The 18857-nt window shown below is 66.4% G+C and carries 23 protein-coding genes; 12 read left to right on the top strand and 11 right to left on the bottom strand.

Annotation, left to right across the window (positions count from 1 at the left end):
- Position 1 precedes the first annotated feature (1 nt).
- Entirely contained in the window at positions 2–784 is a 783-nt protein-coding gene (locus V3G39_15885; protein ID XAS76107.1) for an amino acid ABC transporter ATP-binding protein, read from the bottom strand.
- Between the two features lie 147 nt (positions 785–931).
- Here V3G39_15885 and V3G39_15880 point away from each other — a divergent pair, with 147 nt between their 5' ends.
- Positions 932–1624 carry a GntR family transcriptional regulator gene (locus V3G39_15880; GenBank protein ID XAS76106.1) on the top strand — a complete coding sequence of 231 codons (693 nt, stop codon included), beginning with the start codon at positions 932–934 and terminating at the stop codon, positions 1622–1624.
- Positions 1625–1630: 6 nt separating this feature from the next.
- Here the strand turns inward: V3G39_15880 and V3G39_15875 are convergent, their stop codons facing one another.
- The 8 genes from V3G39_15875 to V3G39_15840 all read right to left on the bottom strand — a co-directional run bounded on the left by V3G39_15875 (position 1631) and on the right by V3G39_15840 (position 9352).
- On the bottom strand, positions 1631–2596 hold the full coding sequence (locus V3G39_15875; protein ID XAS76105.1) for an ornithine cyclodeaminase family protein: 966 nt from the start codon (positions 2594–2596) through the stop codon (positions 1631–1633).
- The gene (locus V3G39_15870) at positions 2596–4083 is read right to left on the bottom strand and encodes an aldehyde dehydrogenase (NADP(+)) (protein ID XAS76104.1); all 1488 of its coding nucleotides are present in this window, start codon (positions 4081–4083) and stop codon (positions 2596–2598) included. The genes V3G39_15875 and V3G39_15870 overlap by 1 nt, the downstream gene beginning before the upstream one ends.
- Positions 4084–4091: 8 nt before the next feature.
- Positions 4092–5093, bottom strand: coding sequence for a proline racemase family protein (locus V3G39_15865; GenBank protein XAS76103.1), 1002 nt, complete (start codon positions 5091–5093; stop codon positions 4092–4094).
- A gap of 23 nt (positions 5094–5116) precedes the next feature.
- The gene (locus V3G39_15860) at positions 5117–6025 is read right to left on the bottom strand and encodes a dihydrodipicolinate synthase family protein (GenBank protein ID XAS76102.1); all 909 of its coding nucleotides are present in this window, start codon (positions 6023–6025) and stop codon (positions 5117–5119) included.
- A 5-nt stretch (positions 6026–6030) separates the two neighbouring features.
- The gene (locus V3G39_15855; protein XAS76101.1) at positions 6031–7461 is read right to left on the bottom strand and encodes an FAD-dependent oxidoreductase; all 1431 of its coding nucleotides are present in this window, start codon (positions 7459–7461) and stop codon (positions 6031–6033) included.
- Entirely contained in the window at positions 7449–7769 is a 321-nt protein-coding gene (locus V3G39_15850) for a (2Fe-2S)-binding protein (protein ID XAS76100.1), read from the bottom strand. The genes V3G39_15855 and V3G39_15850 overlap by 13 nt, the downstream gene beginning before the upstream one ends.
- Positions 7766–8944 carry an FAD-dependent oxidoreductase gene (locus tag V3G39_15845; GenBank protein ID XAS76099.1) on the bottom strand — a complete coding sequence of 393 codons (1179 nt, stop codon included), beginning with the start codon at positions 8942–8944 and terminating at the stop codon, positions 7766–7768. Before V3G39_15845 ends, V3G39_15850 begins: the two co-directional genes overlap by 4 nt.
- A gap of 81 nt (positions 8945–9025) precedes the next feature.
- Entirely contained in the window at positions 9026–9352 is a 327-nt protein-coding gene (locus tag V3G39_15840; protein XAS76098.1) for a metal-sensitive transcriptional regulator, read from the bottom strand.
- 172 nt (positions 9353–9524) lie between these two features.
- Between V3G39_15840 and dapE the strand changes: the two genes are divergently transcribed.
- Genes dapE through V3G39_15810 form a run of 6 tightly spaced genes read left to right on the top strand, consistent with a single transcriptional unit; the run spans position 9525 to position 14073 of the window.
- Positions 9525–10598, top strand: a complete 1074-nt coding sequence (gene dapE, locus V3G39_15835; protein XAS76097.1) for a succinyl-diaminopimelate desuccinylase — start codon at positions 9525–9527, stop codon at positions 10596–10598.
- Positions 10595–11356, top strand: coding sequence for a TIGR00730 family Rossman fold protein (locus V3G39_15830; protein ID XAS76096.1), 762 nt, complete (start codon positions 10595–10597; stop codon positions 11354–11356). The genes dapE and V3G39_15830 overlap by 4 nt, the downstream gene beginning before the upstream one ends.
- A 31-nt stretch (positions 11357–11387) precedes the next feature.
- Positions 11388–11705, top strand: coding sequence for a DivIVA domain-containing protein (locus V3G39_15825; GenBank protein XAS76095.1), 318 nt, complete (start codon positions 11388–11390; stop codon positions 11703–11705).
- Positions 11706–11711: 6 nt separating this feature from the next.
- Entirely contained in the window at positions 11712–12170 is a 459-nt protein-coding gene (locus V3G39_15820) for an SRPBCC family protein (GenBank protein XAS76094.1), read from the top strand.
- A gap of 33 nt (positions 12171–12203) precedes the next feature.
- The gene (locus V3G39_15815; GenBank protein ID XAS76093.1) at positions 12204–12797 is read left to right on the top strand and encodes a DNA-3-methyladenine glycosylase I; all 594 of its coding nucleotides are present in this window, start codon (positions 12204–12206) and stop codon (positions 12795–12797) included.
- Positions 12798–12828: 31 nt separating this feature from the next.
- On the top strand, positions 12829–14073 hold the full coding sequence (locus V3G39_15810; protein ID XAS76092.1) for a hypothetical protein: 1245 nt from the start codon (positions 12829–12831) through the stop codon (positions 14071–14073).
- 16 nt (positions 14074–14089) lie between these two features.
- Here the strand turns inward: V3G39_15810 and V3G39_15805 are convergent, their stop codons facing one another.
- Positions 14090–14896, bottom strand: coding sequence for an enoyl-CoA hydratase-related protein (locus V3G39_15805; GenBank protein XAS76091.1), 807 nt, complete (start codon positions 14894–14896; stop codon positions 14090–14092).
- 169 nt (positions 14897–15065) lie between these two features.
- Here V3G39_15805 and V3G39_15800 point away from each other — a divergent pair, with 169 nt between their 5' ends.
- Entirely contained in the window at positions 15066–15233 is a 168-nt protein-coding gene (locus V3G39_15800; GenBank protein ID XAS76090.1) for a DUF3117 domain-containing protein, read from the top strand.
- Positions 15234–15316: 83 nt separating this feature from the next.
- Here V3G39_15800 and V3G39_15795 read toward each other — a convergent pair whose 3' ends face one another.
- On the bottom strand, positions 15317–15949 hold the full coding sequence (locus tag V3G39_15795) for a class I SAM-dependent methyltransferase (GenBank protein XAS76089.1): 633 nt from the start codon (positions 15947–15949) through the stop codon (positions 15317–15319).
- Positions 15950–16104: 155 nt separating this feature from the next.
- Between V3G39_15795 and sigE the strand changes: the two genes are divergently transcribed.
- From sigE to V3G39_15775, 4 genes are read left to right on the top strand one after another with little or no spacing between them, the layout of a single operon-like run.
- Complete coding sequence (sigE, locus tag V3G39_15790) at positions 16105–16743, top strand: RNA polymerase sigma factor SigE (protein ID XAS76088.1); 639 nt, start codon at positions 16105–16107, stop codon at positions 16741–16743.
- A complete protein-coding gene (locus tag V3G39_15785) occupies positions 16744–17289 on the top strand; it encodes a zf-HC2 domain-containing protein (GenBank protein XAS76087.1) in 546 nt (181 codons plus the stop codon). It begins immediately after the preceding gene.
- 27 nt (positions 17290–17316) lie between these two features.
- A complete protein-coding gene (locus V3G39_15780; GenBank protein ID XAS76086.1) occupies positions 17317–18465 on the top strand; it encodes a trypsin-like peptidase domain-containing protein in 1149 nt (382 codons plus the stop codon).
- 20 nt (positions 18466–18485) lie between these two features.
- A complete protein-coding gene (locus tag V3G39_15775) occupies positions 18486–18857 on the top strand; it encodes a preprotein translocase subunit TatA (protein XAS76085.1) in 372 nt (123 codons plus the stop codon).

Genomic DNA, 18857 nt, shown 5'->3' with positions numbered 1-18857 from the left:
TTCACCGCTCCAGGACAGCCCGTAGGAACTGCCGAGTCCGCGCGTTGCTGGGATTACTCATGATCTCGCGTGGATCGCCCTGTTCGACGATCTTGCAGTCCGCCATGACGACCAGCGTGTCTGAGACGTCACGGGCGAACTGCATCTCGTGCGTCACGATCAGCATCGTCATGCCTTCTTCGGCCAGCTCGCGCATCACTGCGAGTACCTCGAGCCCGACCTCAGGATCAATGGCCGATGTCGGCTCATCGAAGAGCATAATGCTCGGATCGAGAGCGAGCGCCCGGGCGATTGCGATCCGCTGCTGCTGCCCACCGGAGCATCGCTGTGGGAATTCTTTCGCCTTCTCCGGCAGGCCGACCCGTTCGAGCAGCTGCATCGACCGTTCGTCGGCTTCGGTACGGCTGCGCCCCAGAACTTTGCGCTGCGGGAAACTCACATTTTCCAGCACGGACATGTGTGGGAAAAGGTTGAAGGACTGAAACACCATTCCGACAGTTCGTCGCAGCGCAGCCAGATCCCGGGGGCGAATTTCTTTGCCCGGCTCAATGGTGTGATGGGCGACTTGAATCGACCCGGAATCGGGGATTTCGAGCAGGTTGATGCAGCGTAGGAATGTGCTCTTACCGGCGCCTGACGGGCCGATCAGGGCAGTGACGCTGCCAGGCTCGACGCGCAGCGAAACGTCGTCCAGCACCAAGTTGTCGCCGAAACGTTTTGTAAGGTGTTGCAGGTCGATACCGGTAAAGGTGTCGACGCCTTTGGTACCGTCGGTCAGGGTCACAGGTAATACCTCCTGTCGGGAGAGTATTGTGTGCAATGTCACATGTCGAGGGTTTGAAAGAACCGTTAGCTCTTCGTTACGTCGCGCCGATTCAACCACCGAGGCTGCGTCCGGGCGGGAGCGAAAGACAGGAACGAAGGAGCTGTTGTGCAGCGCTCAGAACCCCTCAGCGCGATCAGGCGGTCCAGTGCCCGCGAGGATGTCCTGCAGGCGCTACGCGCCGCACTCATCTCGGGCGCGTTGAAGCCGAATGAGATCATCTCCGCGCCGACGTTGGCCGAGGCATTCGGCGTCTCAGCCACCCCGGTCCGCGAGGCCATGATCGAGCTGGCGCGCGAAAATATGGTCGAAGTCGTGCGCAACAAGGGCTTCCGGGTCTTACAACTCAGCGGGGCCGAGCTCGACGAGCTGGTCGAGGTGCGGCTGCTGCTCGAGGTACCGACGATGGGTCAGATCGCAGCCTCTTTCCAGGAGTGGATGCGCACCGAGCTGGAACGGCTACTGGTGCTTGCCGGGCAGGTCCGGAAGGCGGCTCTGGCCGGTGACCTCGTGGCCTACATCAAGATCGATAACGAATTCCACCTTGGCTTCCTCGCCTTGGGCGGGAACGCTTCGCTGGTGCGTACCGTGGGGGAACTGCGGGGGCGAAGCCGCCTCTACGGTCTGGAGAAGGCTGCGGCCTCGGGCCATGTGATCGCTACGGCGACCGAACACCGGGAGTTGGTCGGCCTCGCTCTGGATGGTGACGTCGCGGGCATCCAACAGCTGACCGCGCGACATATCAACCGGGTGCGGACCACGTGGGCAACCGGCGACGAGGAACCGAGCTCGACGCGCTGAAGGGCGTCAACTCTGCAGTGCGCCGTCCTCGAGAGCGCCGAGCACCGCCCGGGCGACCACCACGTCCTGCCAGCCCATTCCCACAGATTTGAAGAACAACGGCGCGTCGGTTGCCACCAGAGCCGGCTCACGTACCGCGCGCGCCAGCGCGATGATCCGCTCCTCCCTGAGGGCCCCTGACACGAGAGCGAGAGCGATGTCTCCGGCCTCACGTTTCGCTGTCACGACATCCTCCACGACCACACACGACCTGCTGATCAGCGCATCGTCCACCTCGCGGGCGCTGCGGTGGTGTGCGCCGACCGCGAGGACGATCACGTCGTCTCGGACGGCTGCACCATCGAAGAGGGGATCTTCGGCGGTGGTGGCACAGACAATCAGCCCTGCCGAAACAATCAGATCGGCTGCCTCAGCCGCCACGAGTACACGGGGGCGCAGTCCTGCGATATCGGGCACCTGCGCCCGCGCGGGGTGTCGGCACACGTACGTGACAGAGGCCAGCGCGCGGTGATCTGCCAGGACATCGTGGGTGGTCTCGACATGCCTGACTGCCTGCGGACCAGCTCCGAAGACGAGGATGTCCAGTGGATCGGTGTGTGCCAGCAAGCGGTCGCGGGCAGCCAGAAGTGAGACTGCGGGTGTACGCAGCGCCGTCAACTCGATGCCATCCAGTATTGCGGTAGGGGTCAAGGTCTGGGAGTCGAGCAACACGAAGATGCCCTGCACCCGGGGCCGCCCATTCGCTGGATTCTGTGGTGCGACGGTGGCCAGTTTCACTCCTGCCACATCGGCGTACTCCGCAGGCATCATCAGCAGCTCTCCGTGTGCCATCGAGATGATCGACCGTGAGGCTCCCGCGCTGGGGTCCAGGCCACCGCGCAGTGCTTCGGCCAAAGCATCTACAGCGGCACGTGGCCGGAGCGCCGAGTGGATCAGCTCGGCGTCGAGCCAGGGCAGGCCCGGGCGGGCCATCAGTATCTGCCGGTCAGCAGACCCCAACCGGTGGACAGCCCGGCCGGGCTGCGTCGTTGTGGAACCTGCCACGGATTGTCGTCCCGCAGCGACGCCGGCAACAGCTGCTGCGGGGCGTCCTGATAGGCAACTGCGCGCAGGAAGCGGGTTATAGCAGCGGTGCCGACCGATGTCGCATCGGTGGTCGTGGCCGGATACGGGCCACCGTGCTGCATGGCTGGCGTGACCGACACACCGGTGGGCCACCCGCCGAAGAGCACCCGGCCACTGGTCCGGGACAAGGCGGCGACCAACGGCTGCAGCGCGGGCAGGTCCTCGTCCGCGCCCGCGTGCAGGGTGGCCGTCAGATTGCCCGGGAACAGCTGGGGGATCGCCTCAGTCACCGCCGCGAGGTCCTCGTACTCCACGACCACCGACAGCGGGCCGAAGCTCTCCTCGAGCAGATCTGGGCCCGCCGTGAGGAGCTCGCTGAGCGTGGTGCAGACCACGGTCGGGGTGACCCAGCCCTGCCCGTCGGGTCCTTCCTTTACCCCGCCCTCGACGAGGACGCGGACACCGCTCGTCGCGAGCACTTCAGAACGGCGGCGGCGGTAACCGTCTGCAATGCCCGTGGTGAGCTGTCGGCTCTCGACCACTGCGCTCGCCTCCTGCACCAGGACCTCACGCAATGGCGCGAGGTCCGGCACGAGCAGAAATCCGGGTTTGGTGCACAACTGGCCGGTGGAACCGGTGACCGAGGCGATGAAGCTACGCGCAATGACCTCGGCGTCCTCGGCGATGGCCGCAGGGGTCACCACGACCGGATTGACGCTGCCCAGCTCTCCGTAGAACGGGATCGGCACTGCGCGGGCGGCTGCGAGGTCCGCGAGCATCCGACCGACCTCGGTCGAACCGGTGAAACTGGCCGCCCGGATCCGTGCGTCCTGAAGTGCCTGCACGCCGTCCTGCCGGTCATGGATCACAACGAAGACGCCGGCCGGCATACCGGCCTCGGCAAGAGCCCCTGCCACCAGAGCGCCGGTCAACTCGCTGAGCCCGGGGTGGCCGTCGTGCGCCTTGACCACCACCGGATTACCTCCTGCCAGAGCAGCAGCGGTGTCGCCACCGGCGACCGAAAAGGCCAGCGGGAAGTTCGAAGCGGCGAAGATCAGGACCGGGCCGACCGGGACGTTGACACGGCGTACGTCGGGTCGCGCCCCGATGACGTAGTCGGGGTCACGCTCATCGATCCGGGCGTCCAGATACGCGCCCTCGACAACCACCTCGGCGAAGAGTCTCAGCTGGGAAGACGTACGTTTCAACTCTCCACGCAGACGGGCTTCGGTAAGGCCGGTCTCCTGCGTGCCGAGCGCGACGATCTCGTCCCCGTGGGCATCAAGGGTGTCGGCGACCCGAACGAGGGCGGCTGCGCGATCCCGTGGGCTGGTGGCGGCGAAGAGGGGTGCCGCAGCCGCGGCTGCTGACAGAACGATGTCCAAGGTGCTCACGGTGTCTCCTAGAACTGGAATCCGGATGGGAAAGGGTCGCTCGGGTCGAGGTGGTACTGCGCGGTGCCGGTGACCCACGCACGGCCGGTGATCTGCGGTACAACGGCGTCGTACGGGCCGACCGTGGTGGTCGAGCGCAACAGCCCGGTGAAGGTGGTGCCGATGAACGACTCGTTGCTGAACTCGGTATTCAGTGCCAACTCGCCACGGGCATACAACTCCGCCATCCTCGCGCAGGTTCCGGTTCCGCACGGCGACCGGTCGAACCACCCAGGGTGGATCGCCATGGCATGCCGGGACCGGCTGGCGTCCGAGCCGGGAGCAATGAACTCCACGTGATGAACGTGATCGACCCCTTCGATGAAGGGGTGGTGCGGGGGCTCCTGCTCGTTGATCGCCGCCATGATCGCCAGACCGGCCGTCAGGATCTGCTGCTGTTGAGCCCGGTCGAAGGAAAGCCCGATCCGGTCCAACTGGACCAACGCGTAGAAGTTGCCCCCGAAGGCGACCGAGTAAGGCACCTCACCCACCCCGGGGACGTCGATGTACCGATCAAGACGCTCCACGAAGCTGGGGACGTTCTGCAGCGTGACCGATGTCGCGCGGCCGTCGTCGACAGCAACGCTGGCCACCACGAGACCGGCCGGGGTGTCCAGTCTGATCTGCGTGACCGGCGACAACACGGGCACCATGCCGGTCTCGACCAGCACTGTGGCCACCCCCATTGTCCCGTGTCCGCACATCGGCAGGCAGCCACTGGCCTCGATGTAGATCACCCCGGTGTCGCAGTCGGGTCGGGTGGATGGCTGCAGGATGGCGCCGGACATCGAGGAATGACCCCGCGGCTCGTTCATCAGGAATCTGCGCAGATGGTCCAAATGCTCGATGAAATACAACCGCTTGTCGTTCATCGTGGCACCAGGAATCACCCCGACACCACCGACCACCACGCGGGTCGGCATGCCTTCGGTGTGGGACTCGACGGTGTGCAGCGTGCGCGTAGATCGCATGGTGGAGACCTCCGGTGCCCGGGTCAGCGCTGAATCGCTGCGATGGCCCGCTCGGTGTCGGCCTTCACCTGGGCTGTCTGAGCCGAACTCAGCGGGCCGCGCGGCGGGCGGGTGGGCCCACCGTAGGAGTGCCCACAGATGTCCATGGACAACTTGATCGCCTGGACGAACTCGGTGCGCGAATCCCAACGGAACACAGTGACCAGCTGCTGGTACAGGGTGCGCGCCTGCTCCCAGTGTCCTGAGGCGCACAGTTCGTACAACTGCACCGCCTCCTTGGGGAACGCGTTCGGATAGCCGGCGAACCAGCCGACCGCGCCGTCGATCAACAGCTCGAAGAGCACATCGTCCGCCCCGGCGATGATGTCGATATCGCAGAGTTCCTTGATCTCGAAGACACGGCGCACATCGCCGGAGAATTCTTTGATCGCCACGACCTCGGGGATCTGCGACAACCGCGCCACCAGAGCCGGCGTCAGGTCCACCTTGGTGTCGAAAGGGTTGTTGTAGGCCATGATCGGCATGCCGATCTCAGCAACCTTCTCGTAGTGGGTCACCACTTCCTGCTCATTGGCGCGGTACATGGTCGGCGGCAGCAGCAGGACTGCGTCGGCTCCCGCGGACTGCGCCTGCTGCGCCCAAACCTGGGCCTGATGCCAGCCGACTCCGTGCGCCCCGGCGATCACCAGACCGCGTCCGTCAACCGCGTCCACCGCAACCTCGACGACCTTGCGTCGTTCGTCCTCGGTCAGTGATGAGTACTCACCCAGTGAGCCGTTGGGTCCTACCCCTCGGCAGCCGCTGCTCATCAGGAAGTCGACATGCTCGCCGAACTTGTCGTAGTCGACGGCCAGGCCGCCTGGTGCCGCATCATCGGGAGCGAACGCCAGGGTGGTGGCGACAACGACTCCTCCTAGGTCTATTGCAGTCATATGTCTCATTCCTTTCTCTCGTGGTTGGTCGGACCGGCAAAGTCGGCAAGCTCACCGAGTCGGATCGGCGCCGCGATCGGACGACGGTCAGTGCTGACACCGTCGCTGAATCCGGGACGGTCTGTGGTTCCTCCACCGAGCAGGGACTCGACATTACGCCCGCAAACCCGACCCTGGCATGCTCCCAGACCGGCGCGGGTGGTCAACTTCAGCGACCGGAGACCGACTGAGGCTGTCTGCGAAACGGCACTCGCCAGGGCCGCGAGCGGAACATCCTCACAACGGCATACGAGGGTGTCGTCTTCGAGCCAGGTCGTCCATCCCGGGCGAATGCCATGAGCGCGTTCGAGGCGGTCGGCGAAGGCTGTGGCCTCTCGACGGGCGCGGGCGGGCCGACGGGTCTGGACGTGATCGGCGCAACCTGCGGCGGCATACCAGCCGGCCAACCAGCCTTCGGCCTGAGCCAGGTCGGCTCCACCCACACCGGTGATTTCGCCGGCTGCGTAGACACCCGCGACGCTGGTCTGTTGCCGCGCGTCCACCTCCACAAATCGTCTCGCTGTGAGACGGCAGCCGGCAGCCAAGGGCAGTTCCAGGCGTGGGGTGAAGCCGTGCCCGAGGCACACCGCGTCGCAGTCGATGTGCTGAGCGGTACCGGGAACCGAGCGCCACGCGTCGTCCAACCGCGCGACGGTCACCCCTTCCACGCGATCTGTTCCGTGAATGGCCACTACTCCCCAGCCGGGCCGGTAGGCGATCCGATGCCGCAGGTGGTGCCATACATATCCGGCCAGCTCGGCACCCTTCGCGCGCCCCGCGATCAATTCGTGTGGCCGCGTCAACCAGGAACGGGCCAGCCGTCGGGAGCCTGCCGCCTCGTAGACGCCGACGACACGCGAGCCGGCCAACCCGATTGCCTGACTCACCGGCAACAGGAAGGGTCCTGCTCCGGAAACCACGACCCGCTCACCGATGGCCACCCTCTCGCCCTTGGCCATCGCCTGGGCGGCACCTGCGGTGTAGACCCCGGGCAGCGTCCATCCGGGGACCGGCAGCACCCGGTCGTGCGCCCCCGTTGCCAGAACCAGTGCCTCCGGCAGGCAGGCCTCGGTGCGTCGGCCGGTGCCGTCGGCGCCACCCGCCACCAGATCCACCCGAAGGCCCTCGTCACGCTGCTCGATCGCCCAGACCTGGGTTCCCAGCTCGATCGACACCATCGGGTCGGCGTCCAGGGACGCGTGCAACGACTGATAGCGCTCGAATCCGTGGTGCAGCAGGTGCTCGGCTCGAGCCGCACGCTGCACGGGGAGGTGCCGCCAGTACTGGCCCCCGGTGCTATCGGCAGAGTCGACAACACGCACCGAGGCACCCGCACGGCGGGCAGCATCGGCTGCACACAGGCCGGCAGGTCCCGCACCCACGATCAGGACCTGCACGATGGCCCCGCGTCCTGCGCATGCAGTACTTCGCCGCCGCGCGGTCGGAACAGGCAGGCGCGTACATCGCGGCGCCCATCGACCTCGATCAGACAGTCGAAACAGATGCCGATGCCGCAGAACACCCCGCGCGGTTGTTGCCGGGTCGAGCTGGTGCGCCAACTGGCCACGCCGTTGGCCAGCAGGATGCCCGCAACCGACTGCCCCAGGACGCCCGTGTAGGTCTGCCCGTCGACCTCGATGCTGACCGGGCGACCTGCCTCGGGACCGATGGGGTCCCAGGCAGGGTCCACTGCGCGGGACGTCATGCGGCCCGCTGAAGGTGGATCGCGAGGCTCGGCCGGTCCACAGCGAACGGCGTGCCGTCGTACGGCATCGATGACCCGGTCACCTGGGCCAGGAGCAGGTCGGCGGAGGCGATCGACAACCCGATGCCCGCGCCCTCGTGACCTGCCACGTGGTAGAGGCCCGGCAGCCGGGGATCGGGCCCGATGACCGGCAGGTGGTCGGGCATGTACGGCCGGAAACCGGCGTAGCTGCGTAGGACAGTCGTCTCGGCGAGGAAGGGGAAGAGAGCGACCGCCTTGCGGGCGATCTGCGCTGCAACCGCCATGTCCGTGCGCGGATCGAGTCCCACGCGCTCGCGGGACGAACCGATCAGTACCGTTCCGGCGGCCGTCGATTCCACCACTGTCGAGGTCTGGAGCATCGCGTCTGCGGACTGGGTGGCATTCACGTAGTCGTCGCCGTACACCTTGTGCCGGATCCGGGGTGGCATCCGCGTGGTCACCAGGATCATGCCTCGCCGCGGGAGTACGGGCAGCTCGACGCCGAGCGATGTCGCCACTGCGCCCGCCCACGGCCCGGCGCAGTTGACGACGATGTCCGCGTCGTACCCGCCGGACCTGGTGGCGACCCCGCACAACGTGCCGTCCGCACGTCGCCGCGGGCCGATGACTTCTTCCCCGGTGAACACCTGCGCTCCGGCGCGGCGTGCCGAGGCGAGCAGTGCCTCGGTCGCGGCCGTCGGCTGCAGCTGGGCGTCCTGGGGGTAGTAGGCGGCCGCGACGACGTCACCGGTGAGGTCCGGCTCCAGCACGCGGGCCTCCGCAGGGTGCAACCGCTCGACGAGCACCCCACAAGCACGCTGACGATTGCCCAGGTCCTGCAGCGCGGTGGCACCGGCAGCAGCGCAGCAGACCACCAGACCGCCCTTGCGGTCGTACTCGATCGAGGGGAAGCCGGCTCCGAGCTCGTCAGCAAGCTCCGCCGCTACGACGCCCCAGCGCCGCGTGCTGAAAAGCGCCAGTTCCAACTCGGGACCTGGTGATTTGTCCGATACGAGCAGGTTGCCCTCGCACGCGGCGGATGTGCCGCTGGCAGCAGCACCGCGCTCCAGCACCGTGACGGCGATCCCGGCCTGGGCGAGCGCACGCGCGCAGGCGGCACCGATGACTCCCGCACCGACCACGACAGCTTTCATTGCACCTTCTTGCACTTTCCTGCACCAGACCTGTGACCGCACCATATCGGCCCGTCTGACTGCGAGCGGGCTGGGAGCAGGCTAGGAGCGGACGAGGCGCGCGATCGCTGCTGAGGCTTCCTTGATCTTGGCGTCGGCTTCGGCGCCGCCCCCCTGAATCGCGTGGGTGACGCAATGCGTGAGGTGTTCCTCCAGCAACCCGATGGCAACCGCCTCCAGGGCTCGCGTTGCCGCCGAGATCTGGGTAAGCACGTCGATGCAGTAGGTCTCGTTCTCCACCATCCGCTGTAATCCGCGCACCTGACCTTCGACGCGGCGCAGCCGTTTGAGGTGATCGGCTTTGGTGTCGACGTACCCCGGGTCGGGAGTGGCAGGAGTGGCGGGGGTGGTCGGCTCGGTTGCGGTCATGCGGTGTCCTCAGAGGTTGTGTTGAAGGTGGTCGGCAGGCCCGACAGCGCGGTCCTACAGCTGCCTCGAAGTATCCCTCGATGCTAATCCTTACCCCCAGGGGGTATCAACTGCTTCCGGTTCGCCGCGCGTCGCCGGGTAGCCGGCCACGGGGGTAGGTCAGGATGGCGGTATGTCGAGCCCTGAGGTCCTGGACCTGAGCAAGAACGTCGTCGATCTCACCGTCGACCTGTGCAACATCGCCTCCGTCAGCCGAGGTGAGCATGAGATCGCCGACGCGGTCGAGCAGGCGTTGTTGGGCGCCACCCACCTGGACGTGATCCGGGACGGCAACGTGATCGTCGCGCGCACCCAATTAGGTCGTGACGAGCGGGTGGTGCTGGCAGGGCATCTGGACACGGTGCCGCTGACCGATCCGCCGAATCTGCCGGTACGGCGGGTCGACGGGATGCTGATCGGGCGCGGTACGACGGACATGAAGGGCGGGGTCGCGGTGCAGCTGAAACTTGCTGCCGAAGTCAGCGAACCCACCCGCGACGTCACCTACATCTTCTACGACTGCGAGGAGATCGAGGATGAGTTCAACGGACTGAAACGGATCGGTGAGCAGCAGCCCGATCTGCTCGACGCTGACTTCGCAGTGTTGCTCGAGCCGACCGACGGGGGTATCGAGGGCGGCTGCAAAGGCACCCTGCGGGTCGAGGTCACGGTCGACGGGATCTCTGCGCACTCGGCGCGACCGTGGAACGGGCGCAATGCCATCCACGGTGCCGCCCAGCTGCTGTCGCGTCTGACGGCGTACGAGCCGGCAACGGTCACTGTCGACGGCCTGGACTATCACGAGGCGCTCAACGCAGTCGGGATCAGCGGCGGTATTGCCGGAAATGTGATCCCCGACCGGTGCACGGTCAGCGTGAACTACCGGTTTGCACCCGACAAGTCGGCAGCCGAGGCGCTTGCACACGTCTGCGAGGTATTCAAGGGGTACGACGTTGTGCTCGGCGACTGCGCGATCGGCGCGCGTCCAGGGTTGGATCAACCCGCAGCGAAGGCGTTCGTTGCGGCGTTGGGCCTGCCAGTCACGGCCAAGGAGGGCTGGACGGACGTGGCACGGTTTGCAGCGCTCGACATACCCGCCGTCAACTTCGGCCCCGGTGATCCCAATTACGCGCATACCGATGACGAACAGTGTCCCGAGCAGCAGATCGAGCAGGCCCTGGAGGCGATGCGGCGGTGGCTGGCATGAGTAGCCAGGATGTCCACGGCACGTACCGCAAGGGGGCGAGCACGTTGCGCGGCAAGCTCGTCCCGTCGACCACGACCGACCAGCGGCTGCTGGACCGTGATCAGGACAGCGACTGGCTGCACACCGACCCGTGGCGGGTGATGCGCATCCAGGCCGAGTTCGTCGAGGGTTTCGGCGCCCTCGCCGAGCTCGGACCGGCGATCAGCGTTTTCGGTTCGGCGCGGATGAATCCGGATTCGCAGTTCTATCTGCTGGCGGAAGAGGTCGGAAAGCTCCTGGTGCAGGCGGGGTACGCCGTGATCACCGGTGGCGGGCCAGGCGTGATGGAGGCCGCGAACAAGGGCGCCCATGAAGCGGGCGGTGCCAGTATCGGTCTGGGTATCGAGTTGCCGTTCGAATCAGGGTTGAACGACTACGTCGACCTGGGCATCAACTTCCGCTATTTCATGGTGCGCAAGACGATGTTCGTGAAGTACGCCCAGGGCTACGTCGTCCTGCCGGGCGGTTTCGGCACGTTCGATGAACTCTTCGAAGCGCTGACCCTGGCCCAGACACAGAAAGTGACCAGCTTCCCGGTCGTCCTGATCGGCCGCGATTTCTGGGCGCCGCTGCTGGCCTGGCTGCAGGAAACCGTGCTGCCGCAAGGAATGATCGCGGCCGCCGATATCGCCCGCCTGCAGGTCGTCGACACGGCTGCTGAGGCCGTCAGAGCCATCGTCGCGGGTAACGGCGTCCTTGCTGCCTCAGCTCCGGAGTGAGGCTGTCGGTCGTAGTAGCTACCCTGGCATCGTGATCGTGTTCCTACTCGTGCTGCTCGTGCTCGTGACGGGTGTCGTGCTGGCGGGCATCGCCGGGTGGTTCGGCGGCCATCTCGACGACCCGACCTCGACAACGCCCTTCGTCGGCCTGCCCGATGCGCCGCTGGCCACGGAGGACGTGGAGTCCGTGCGATTCGACCAGACGTTGCGCGGGTATCGGATGGGTCAGGTCGACGACGTCCTGGACCGCCTGGTGCAGGCGCTCGGTGAGCGCGACGACGAGATCGCCCGGCTGCGCTCGGCCAGGCACAGCTATGACACCCAGCCCGCCGACGAACAAGGAAAGTGAGCAGCAATGCCGCAAGTCCGGATGACGCGTGAGACCCGAGCCGATGTGGATGCCGTATGGGCGGTCACGACCGACTGGAAGCGGCACGCCGGGTACTTTCCGCTCACGCAGATGAAGGTGCCGGACGAGCCCGAGGGTGTCGGTCGTCATTTCGAAGGCTTCAGCAAGCTGGGCCCTCTGACACTGCCTGATCCGATGGTCGTCACGGCCTGGTCGCCGCCCTCCCCGGTAGAGGGTCATGACAGCGGTAGTTTCGCAATTCGCAAACTCGGCAAGGTTCTGTCCGGCACGGTGAACTTCGAGGTGCATCCGACGCCGGGCGGCGCGACGCTGGTCTGGACGACCGACGTCGGACCGGCGCCCCGGCTCCTGGCGACCATCAGTCGGCCGGTCGGGGGTCTGATCACCAAGGCGATGTACGCCGGGGTGCTGAAGAAGATTGTCGCCGCCGCTGAGGCGCATTGATCGCGTCGACCTTTCGGCGATGGTGCAGCCGGTATGACGCAGGCGGGACAGGTCCGCGGTAGCGACGGACTGGTGCGTTGCGGCTGGGCCGTAGGGCAGGAGTACGAGCAGTATCACGACACGGAGTGGGGCGTCGCTGTCCGCGGCGAGCGCGCGCTGCTCGAGCGCATCACGCTCGAGGCGTTCCAGTCGGGTTTGTCCTGGATGACCATCCTGCGCAAGCGGGACGCTTTCCGAGCCGCCTTCGACCAGTTCGACCCGGACGTCGTCGCAGCGTACGACGAACAGCAGGTCCGACGCCTGTTGGACGACGCGCAGATCGTGCGCAATGAGCGCAAGATCCGCGCGGCGATCGTCAATGCCCGAGCAACCCTCGCCTTGCGGGCACACGGCGGGCTGGAAGAGCTGTTCTGGTCGGCCAGACCCGCCTCGCATCCCGCACCACTCACCCTCGATCAGGTGCCGGCGACCACTACGGAATCGACTGTCCTGGCGGCGGCGCTCAAGGCTGCCGGGTTCCGGCATGTCGGTCCCACCACGATGTACGCCGCCATGCAGGCCTGCGGCGTGGTCGATGATCACGTCCTGGGCTGCCACCGCTGCGTCCCCGAAATCAGTAGTGAATGAGCACCGGATGAGTGTCGGTGGCAATACGCGCATGAGCGCGGTGCTGTCGCCGGTCGTCCTGGTGCGCTCCCGCGGGGGATGGTCGGCACTGGCGGATCGACGGCTGATCCCGTTGGCTCTGCTGGGTTACCTCGCCTGTCGTGCCTTCTCGGCCGTACTGATGATCTGGCTGGCCCGTCATCAACCAGTCGCCGGAATCACCGGTCACCCGGGTGCTTCGGCGGCGACGTACTGGGACGAAGTGCGGATGTGGGACGGGCACTGGTACCAGCAGATCGCCGAATCGGGGTATCCACGTTCGCTGCCGCGTGGTCCGGGTGGTCTGGTCGAGCAGAACGCGTGGGCCTTTCTGCCGCTGTATCCGCTGGCGGTGAAGACCCTCATGCTCATGACCGGAGCCTCGTTCGCAGTGGGTGGATCGCTGCTGTCGCTCGTCTTCGGTGGCGCCGCGATTGCTGTGATGGCAGTGCTGCTCCGCGAGCGCATCGGAGCGTCGGCAGCGCTGGCCAGCGTCGTCGTCTTCAGCGCGCTGCCCCCATCGCCCACCTTCCAGATGACCTACACCGAGTCGCTGGCGCTGCTGATCCTGATGGGTTTCCTGTTGGCCCTGTCCAGGCAGGCGTGGGTGCCCGCGGGTTTTTTCGCGTTGACGATGGGTGTGACACGGCCCATCGCCGCCCCGTTGGTGCTGGTCGTACTCGCCGCCGGATGGTGGCGGTGGCGCGAACGGGACATTCGGGCGATGACTGCGCGTGACTGGTGGGGGATCTCGTTTGCAGCGGGCTCGAGTCTGGTGGCAACGGTGCTGTGGATGCAGATTGCCGCGCGCGTCACCGAGGTGCCCGACGCGTACTTCGATACCCAGGCCTCCTGGCGGGTGGACGGCGTGGTCTTCTTCACGCCGTGGTTCACCAATTTCGCCCATTTTTTCGGCTCTGTCGGTGCCGTCGTCGTACTGTGCCTGCTGTTCGGGACGTTCGCCGCTATGGTCGCCGGCCCGTGGGCCAGGGCGCTGGGGCCGGTCCTGCTGAGCTGGACGGTCGCCTACGGCGCCTATCTCGTTGCTGCGGTGGACGTCTGGACCAGCACGTACCGCTTTGCGTTGCTGCTCTTCCCGCTCGTGCCGATCGCGCTGGGGGTCGGCTGGGCGCGCCGCGACCGCATCATCCTGGTACGTCTGCGCTTCGCGATCTTTCTGGTGTTGTCCCTGGGGTGGCAGGTGTGGTGGGCCTGGACTCTGCTGCGCTTCATACCGCCGATCGGCAACCCGATCTGATGCTCTGCACGAGCGGTCATTGCCCGGTGAAGGTCGGGGGAGTCTTGGACAAGAACGCCTCGACCGCCGCGAGGTGATCGCCCGAGGCACCGGTGCGCGCCATCAGTTCGGCCTCGTTGGCCAGGGAGTCGGCCAGGCTGTGGCCCGCGGAATACGCGACTGCCTGCCGTATCGAGGCGTAGGCGAGCGTCGGTCCGGTCGCCAGTTGCGCGGCGTACTCCGCCACTGTCGCGTCCAGTTCGGCCGCCGGCACCAGGCGGGTCACCAGACCCAGACGTTGTGCTTCCTCAGCGGGGACGGTGCGGGGAAACATCAGCAGTTCTCGCGCCGCGGGATAACCCACCAGCCGGGGAAGGGTCCACGACGCACCGGTGTCACTGGACAGGCCGATGGCCGCGAAGGACGTATTGAATCCCGCGGTGTCGGCGACGAAACGCGCATCGGCGGCGAAGGCCAGGGATGCGCCTGCACCGGCCGCGACGCCGTTGACGGCGGCAATGACCGGCTTGTCCATGGTGTGCAGCAGCGTCATGATCGGGTTGTAATGCTGCACCACCGTCGAAGACAGGATCTGTCCACTACGCAACTGGGCGACATGTTCGTTCAGATCCTGCCCGACGCAGAAGGCTCTGCCGGTGCCGGTCAGAACCACCACGCGCACCTTCGCGTCGGCGCTCAACTCTTGCAAGGTCGCCAGGAGTGACTCCTTGACCGCGAGGTTCAGTGCATTCATCGCAGTCGGCCGATTGAGGCGAACGGTCGCGACCCCGCCCACCAGGGTCAGGACGACGGGGTGTTCCTGAGGTGCTGGCGGGGTCGTCATGAGAACTCCTGGGGTGCGGGCTGTGAGCGGAAGCGGAGGTGCGGATTTGTCGCAACTCTGCCGATTCGGCGATAATAGTGCGACATGGCGAGGCAGTACCGGGCAGCAGATTGTCCGGACACGGCAGACGCGTGGACGCGAGTGCGACCACGTCACCGAAGGGAGCATCATGGCGGCGATGAAGCCGAGGACCGGGGACGGTCCGCTCGAGGTCACCAAAGAGGGTCGCAGCATCCTCTTGCGGATGCCGCTCGAGGGCGGTGGCCGACTGGTGGTCGAGATGAATGCCGAGGAGGCAGCAGCTCTTCGCGACGCGATCCAGGGTTGTATCGGCTGATCGGGTCAGCCGACGTTCGAGCAGGGCCGTACCACTGTCACGGTGGTGCGGCCCTTCTTGTACCCCCATGAATCCAGCGGGTCCTACTGGGGAGTGACCGCCGTGAGTAATCCGTCCCCCACCGGCAGAAGAGTCACCACCAGGTCGTGGTCGTCGCGAAGAGATTTTCCCAGATCGCGCAGGATCGTGGTCGTCTCGTCGCGTGCCACAGGATCAGCGACGGTGTCCGCTCCGAGCATCCGGTTGATGGCCAGAACGCCGCCGGGCCGCAGCAATCGCAGGCCCTGTTCGACGTAGCGCGGATAGTCCACTGCGTCGGCGTCCACGAACACCAGGTCGTAGGCCCGGTCGGCGAAACGGGGCAGTACCGTCAATGCATTGCCGCAGATCACCCGCAAGCGGTACGAGGGGATGTCAGCAGCCGCGTACGCCTCGCGGGCGGCGCTCTGTAGCTCCGCGCTCACGTCGACGGTGGTCAGCACGCCCCGCCCGGGCATGCCGGACAGCAGCCACAGCCCCGAGGCGCCGGCTCCTGTCCCGATCTCCACGACGGCGGTCGCCCGCGCTGCGGCGGCGAATCCGCGTAGCGCAGCCCCGGTACCCTGGCCGACCGGCGCCGCGCCGAGATGCTGGCCGCGGGTGGCGGCGGCGGTAATGGCTTCGGACTCCGGGATGAAGTCCTCGGCGTACCTCCAGCTGGACGCTCGTATCTGCATAGGGTCAGTCTGCCGGTCCGCAGTGCACGCCGCCAACGCCGCCAACGTTGCCCGCGAGGACGAGAACGAATCCGATCCCCGAAGCGTTGCAAAGATGTGACGTCGGCTCAGCGCCTACACAGGCCCTACACAGCGGCGGAAATGAGGATGGTCGCATGACAACGCAGCACCGTGCTCCCACCGGCCGCACGATCGTCCCGGACAAGGCGCCCGAGGGGTGGGTACCGCCGACCTGGGAAGAGATCGTCACCGAGCACTCGGCGCGCGTGTACCGCCTCTCCTACCGGCTTACCGGCAACGTCCATGACGCCGAGGACCTCACCCACGACGTGTTCCTGCGGGTTTTCCGCTCCCTCGGGTCCTACCGGCCGGGCACCTTCGAGGGGTGGCTGCACCGCATCACGACCAACGTCTTCCTGGACAAGATGCGTCGTAAGCAGCGCATCCGTTTCGATGCGCTGACGGATGAGTCGGCCGCTCGTCTGCCCAGCCGCGAGCGCAGCCCTGAGCAGACCTATGTCGATGCCCACTTCGACGACGACATCCAACGGGCGTTGGACTCCCTGAGCCCGGAATTTCGGGCGGCAGTGGTGCTCTGCGATATCGAGGGCCTTTCTTACGAGGAGATCGCCGCCACTCTCGACGTGAAGCTGGGTACGGTTCGCTCCCGTATCCACCGCGGCCGCGCTTCCCTGCGTGAGGCACTGGCCCACCGGGCGCCGCCACCGATCACTCCTGCGGTTTCGGCCCGCCCGGGCTTTTCGCTGCCCTCCATTTCGCCGAGCTCGATGTAGATGCGCGCGCGGGAAGTTCACGGCGGCGAGGTGCTCGGTGACTATGTCGACAACATGCTCGACGTGCGCGGGGCAGGTGAGGTGGAACGTCACCTGGCCGTCTGTCAGCACTGCCGGGCCTATGTGGACGAACAGCGCGAGCTGATCCGGCGGTTGCGTCATTTTTCGCTCGGTCCTCAGGGCGAGCACGATCTGGTGGCAGGTCTGATGAGCCTGGCGCAACAGGTCCACGAACAGGCCCAGCCCATTCGCCGGCATGGTCCGGCCACGCTGCACGCCGGGGCGCCTGCCCAGTACACGTCGGCCCGCCGCTCGGTGGCGTGTGCCATTTTTGCCGTCGCGGGGTGTGTGGGCGCGACGCTCGTGGCCGTGCAGGTGCCGGTGTCCGGTGTCACCGTCAATACTGGCCAGCTGCAACGCCAACCAGCAAACATCGTGCGGCAGGCGAGTGTTCGGCGCGGGCCCGTTGCGCCCGTGCCACCCGTCAGTGAGCCGGTGGTCGATCCCCTGATGCAGGCTGCGATGGTAGGAACCGTTGGGCGTTGAGCAGCTCGGTAAGGGACAATCGCCACTATGACGACGCCCCCGGATCAGCCGCACCAGGGGCTGGGCGACTGGTCGTCGGCGACGCGCACAGGACAACCCGGTGCGCCGCGAAATAGCGATCCCTCGTCATCGGGCACCGGTCGGTTGCTCGTCGCCGGAATGCTCATTGCCCTTCTGGCCGGCGGTGCGGGCGGCGCGACCGGCGCTCTGATCGAGCACCGCATGGGCCAGCAGGACGCCAATTCCGCGGCTGATGCAAACAGGCAGGTCAGCGCCATTGCGCGGGCCACGCTACCCAGCGTGGTGACGATCCAGATCGCCGACTCCACCGGCAAACCGGCAGGCACCGGATCAGGATTCGTGATCCGTTCCCAGGGTTACATCGTGACCAACAACCACGTGGCACGAGGGGCCGGGCCCGACGGAAAACTGACGGTGCAGTTCGCCGACAACAGCCAGGTCGACGCGATGCTCGTGGGCGCCGACGCGTCCTATGACCTCGCCGTCCTCAAGGTGGACCGGGCAGATCTACCGGCTTTGAGTTACGGCGACTCCGATGCGTTGATCGTAGGTCAGCAGGTGATCGCGGTCGGGGCACCGTTGGGTTTGACCGGCTCGGTCACCACAGGCATCGTCAGCGCGCTGAACCGCCCCGTGACCACCGGGCGGTCGATGACCGACGTCTCCTACCTGAACGCGGTACAGACCGATGCGGCGATCAATCCGGGCAATTCCGGTGGTCCGTTGCTGGACATGCGAGGTCAGGTGGTCGGGGTGAACTCGGCGATCGCCAGTACGGGTGGGTCCAGCGAAGGGCGCCAGGTGAGTGGGAACATCGGCGTCGGGTTCGCGATCCCAGCGGCCCAGGCCAGACGCACTGTCGATGAGCTGATCAGGACGGGCAAGTCCGCGCATCCGACGATCGGGGTACAGGTCGAAGCTCAGCTCAGTCCCGGGGCGCGGGTCACCAGCGCTCAGGACGGCGGGTCCGCCCAGCAGGCCGGGGTGCAGTCCGGCGACGTGATCACCGCGGTCGACGGGGTGAAAGTCGCCGGCCCGACGGCGTTCATCGTCGCGCTGCGCTCCAAGCCGATCGGCGCAACAGTGACCTTGACTATCACCCGCGAGGGTCAGGACCGTAGTGTCGCGGTGCAGACCACGGCATCCACCAACTGAGAGTGCGGGAAAACTAAGTCATGTTCGGGATCACGTCATGGAAGCTGCTGATCCTGGTGATCGCCGCCATGGTGCTCATCGGTCCTGAACGGCTGCCGGAGTACCTGGGCAAGCTGCGCTCGTTCATCCGCCAGGCCCGCGACATGGCCAACGGTGCCAAAGGCGACCTGAAGGACCAGCTCGGACCAGATTTCGAGGACGTCGACTGGAGGCAGTACGACCCCCGCCAGTACGACCCGAGAAAGATCATCCGGGAAGCGTTGTGGGATGACCCGGAGGAGGGCGAGCCGTCCGAAGACGCGCCCTACTTGAATCCCGAGGTCGCAGTGCAGGAGAGCCTGCGTCGTTGGGACCCGGATCGTTCCACGCCGTACGACGTGGAAGCGACCTGA

The organism is Dermatophilaceae bacterium Sec6.4 (assembly GCA_039636865.1).
GTDB lineage: Bacteria > Actinomycetota > Actinomycetes > Actinomycetales > Dermatophilaceae > Allobranchiibius.
Note: the sequence above shows the minus strand (reverse complement) of the source record. Positions and strands in the feature narration are given on the sequence as shown.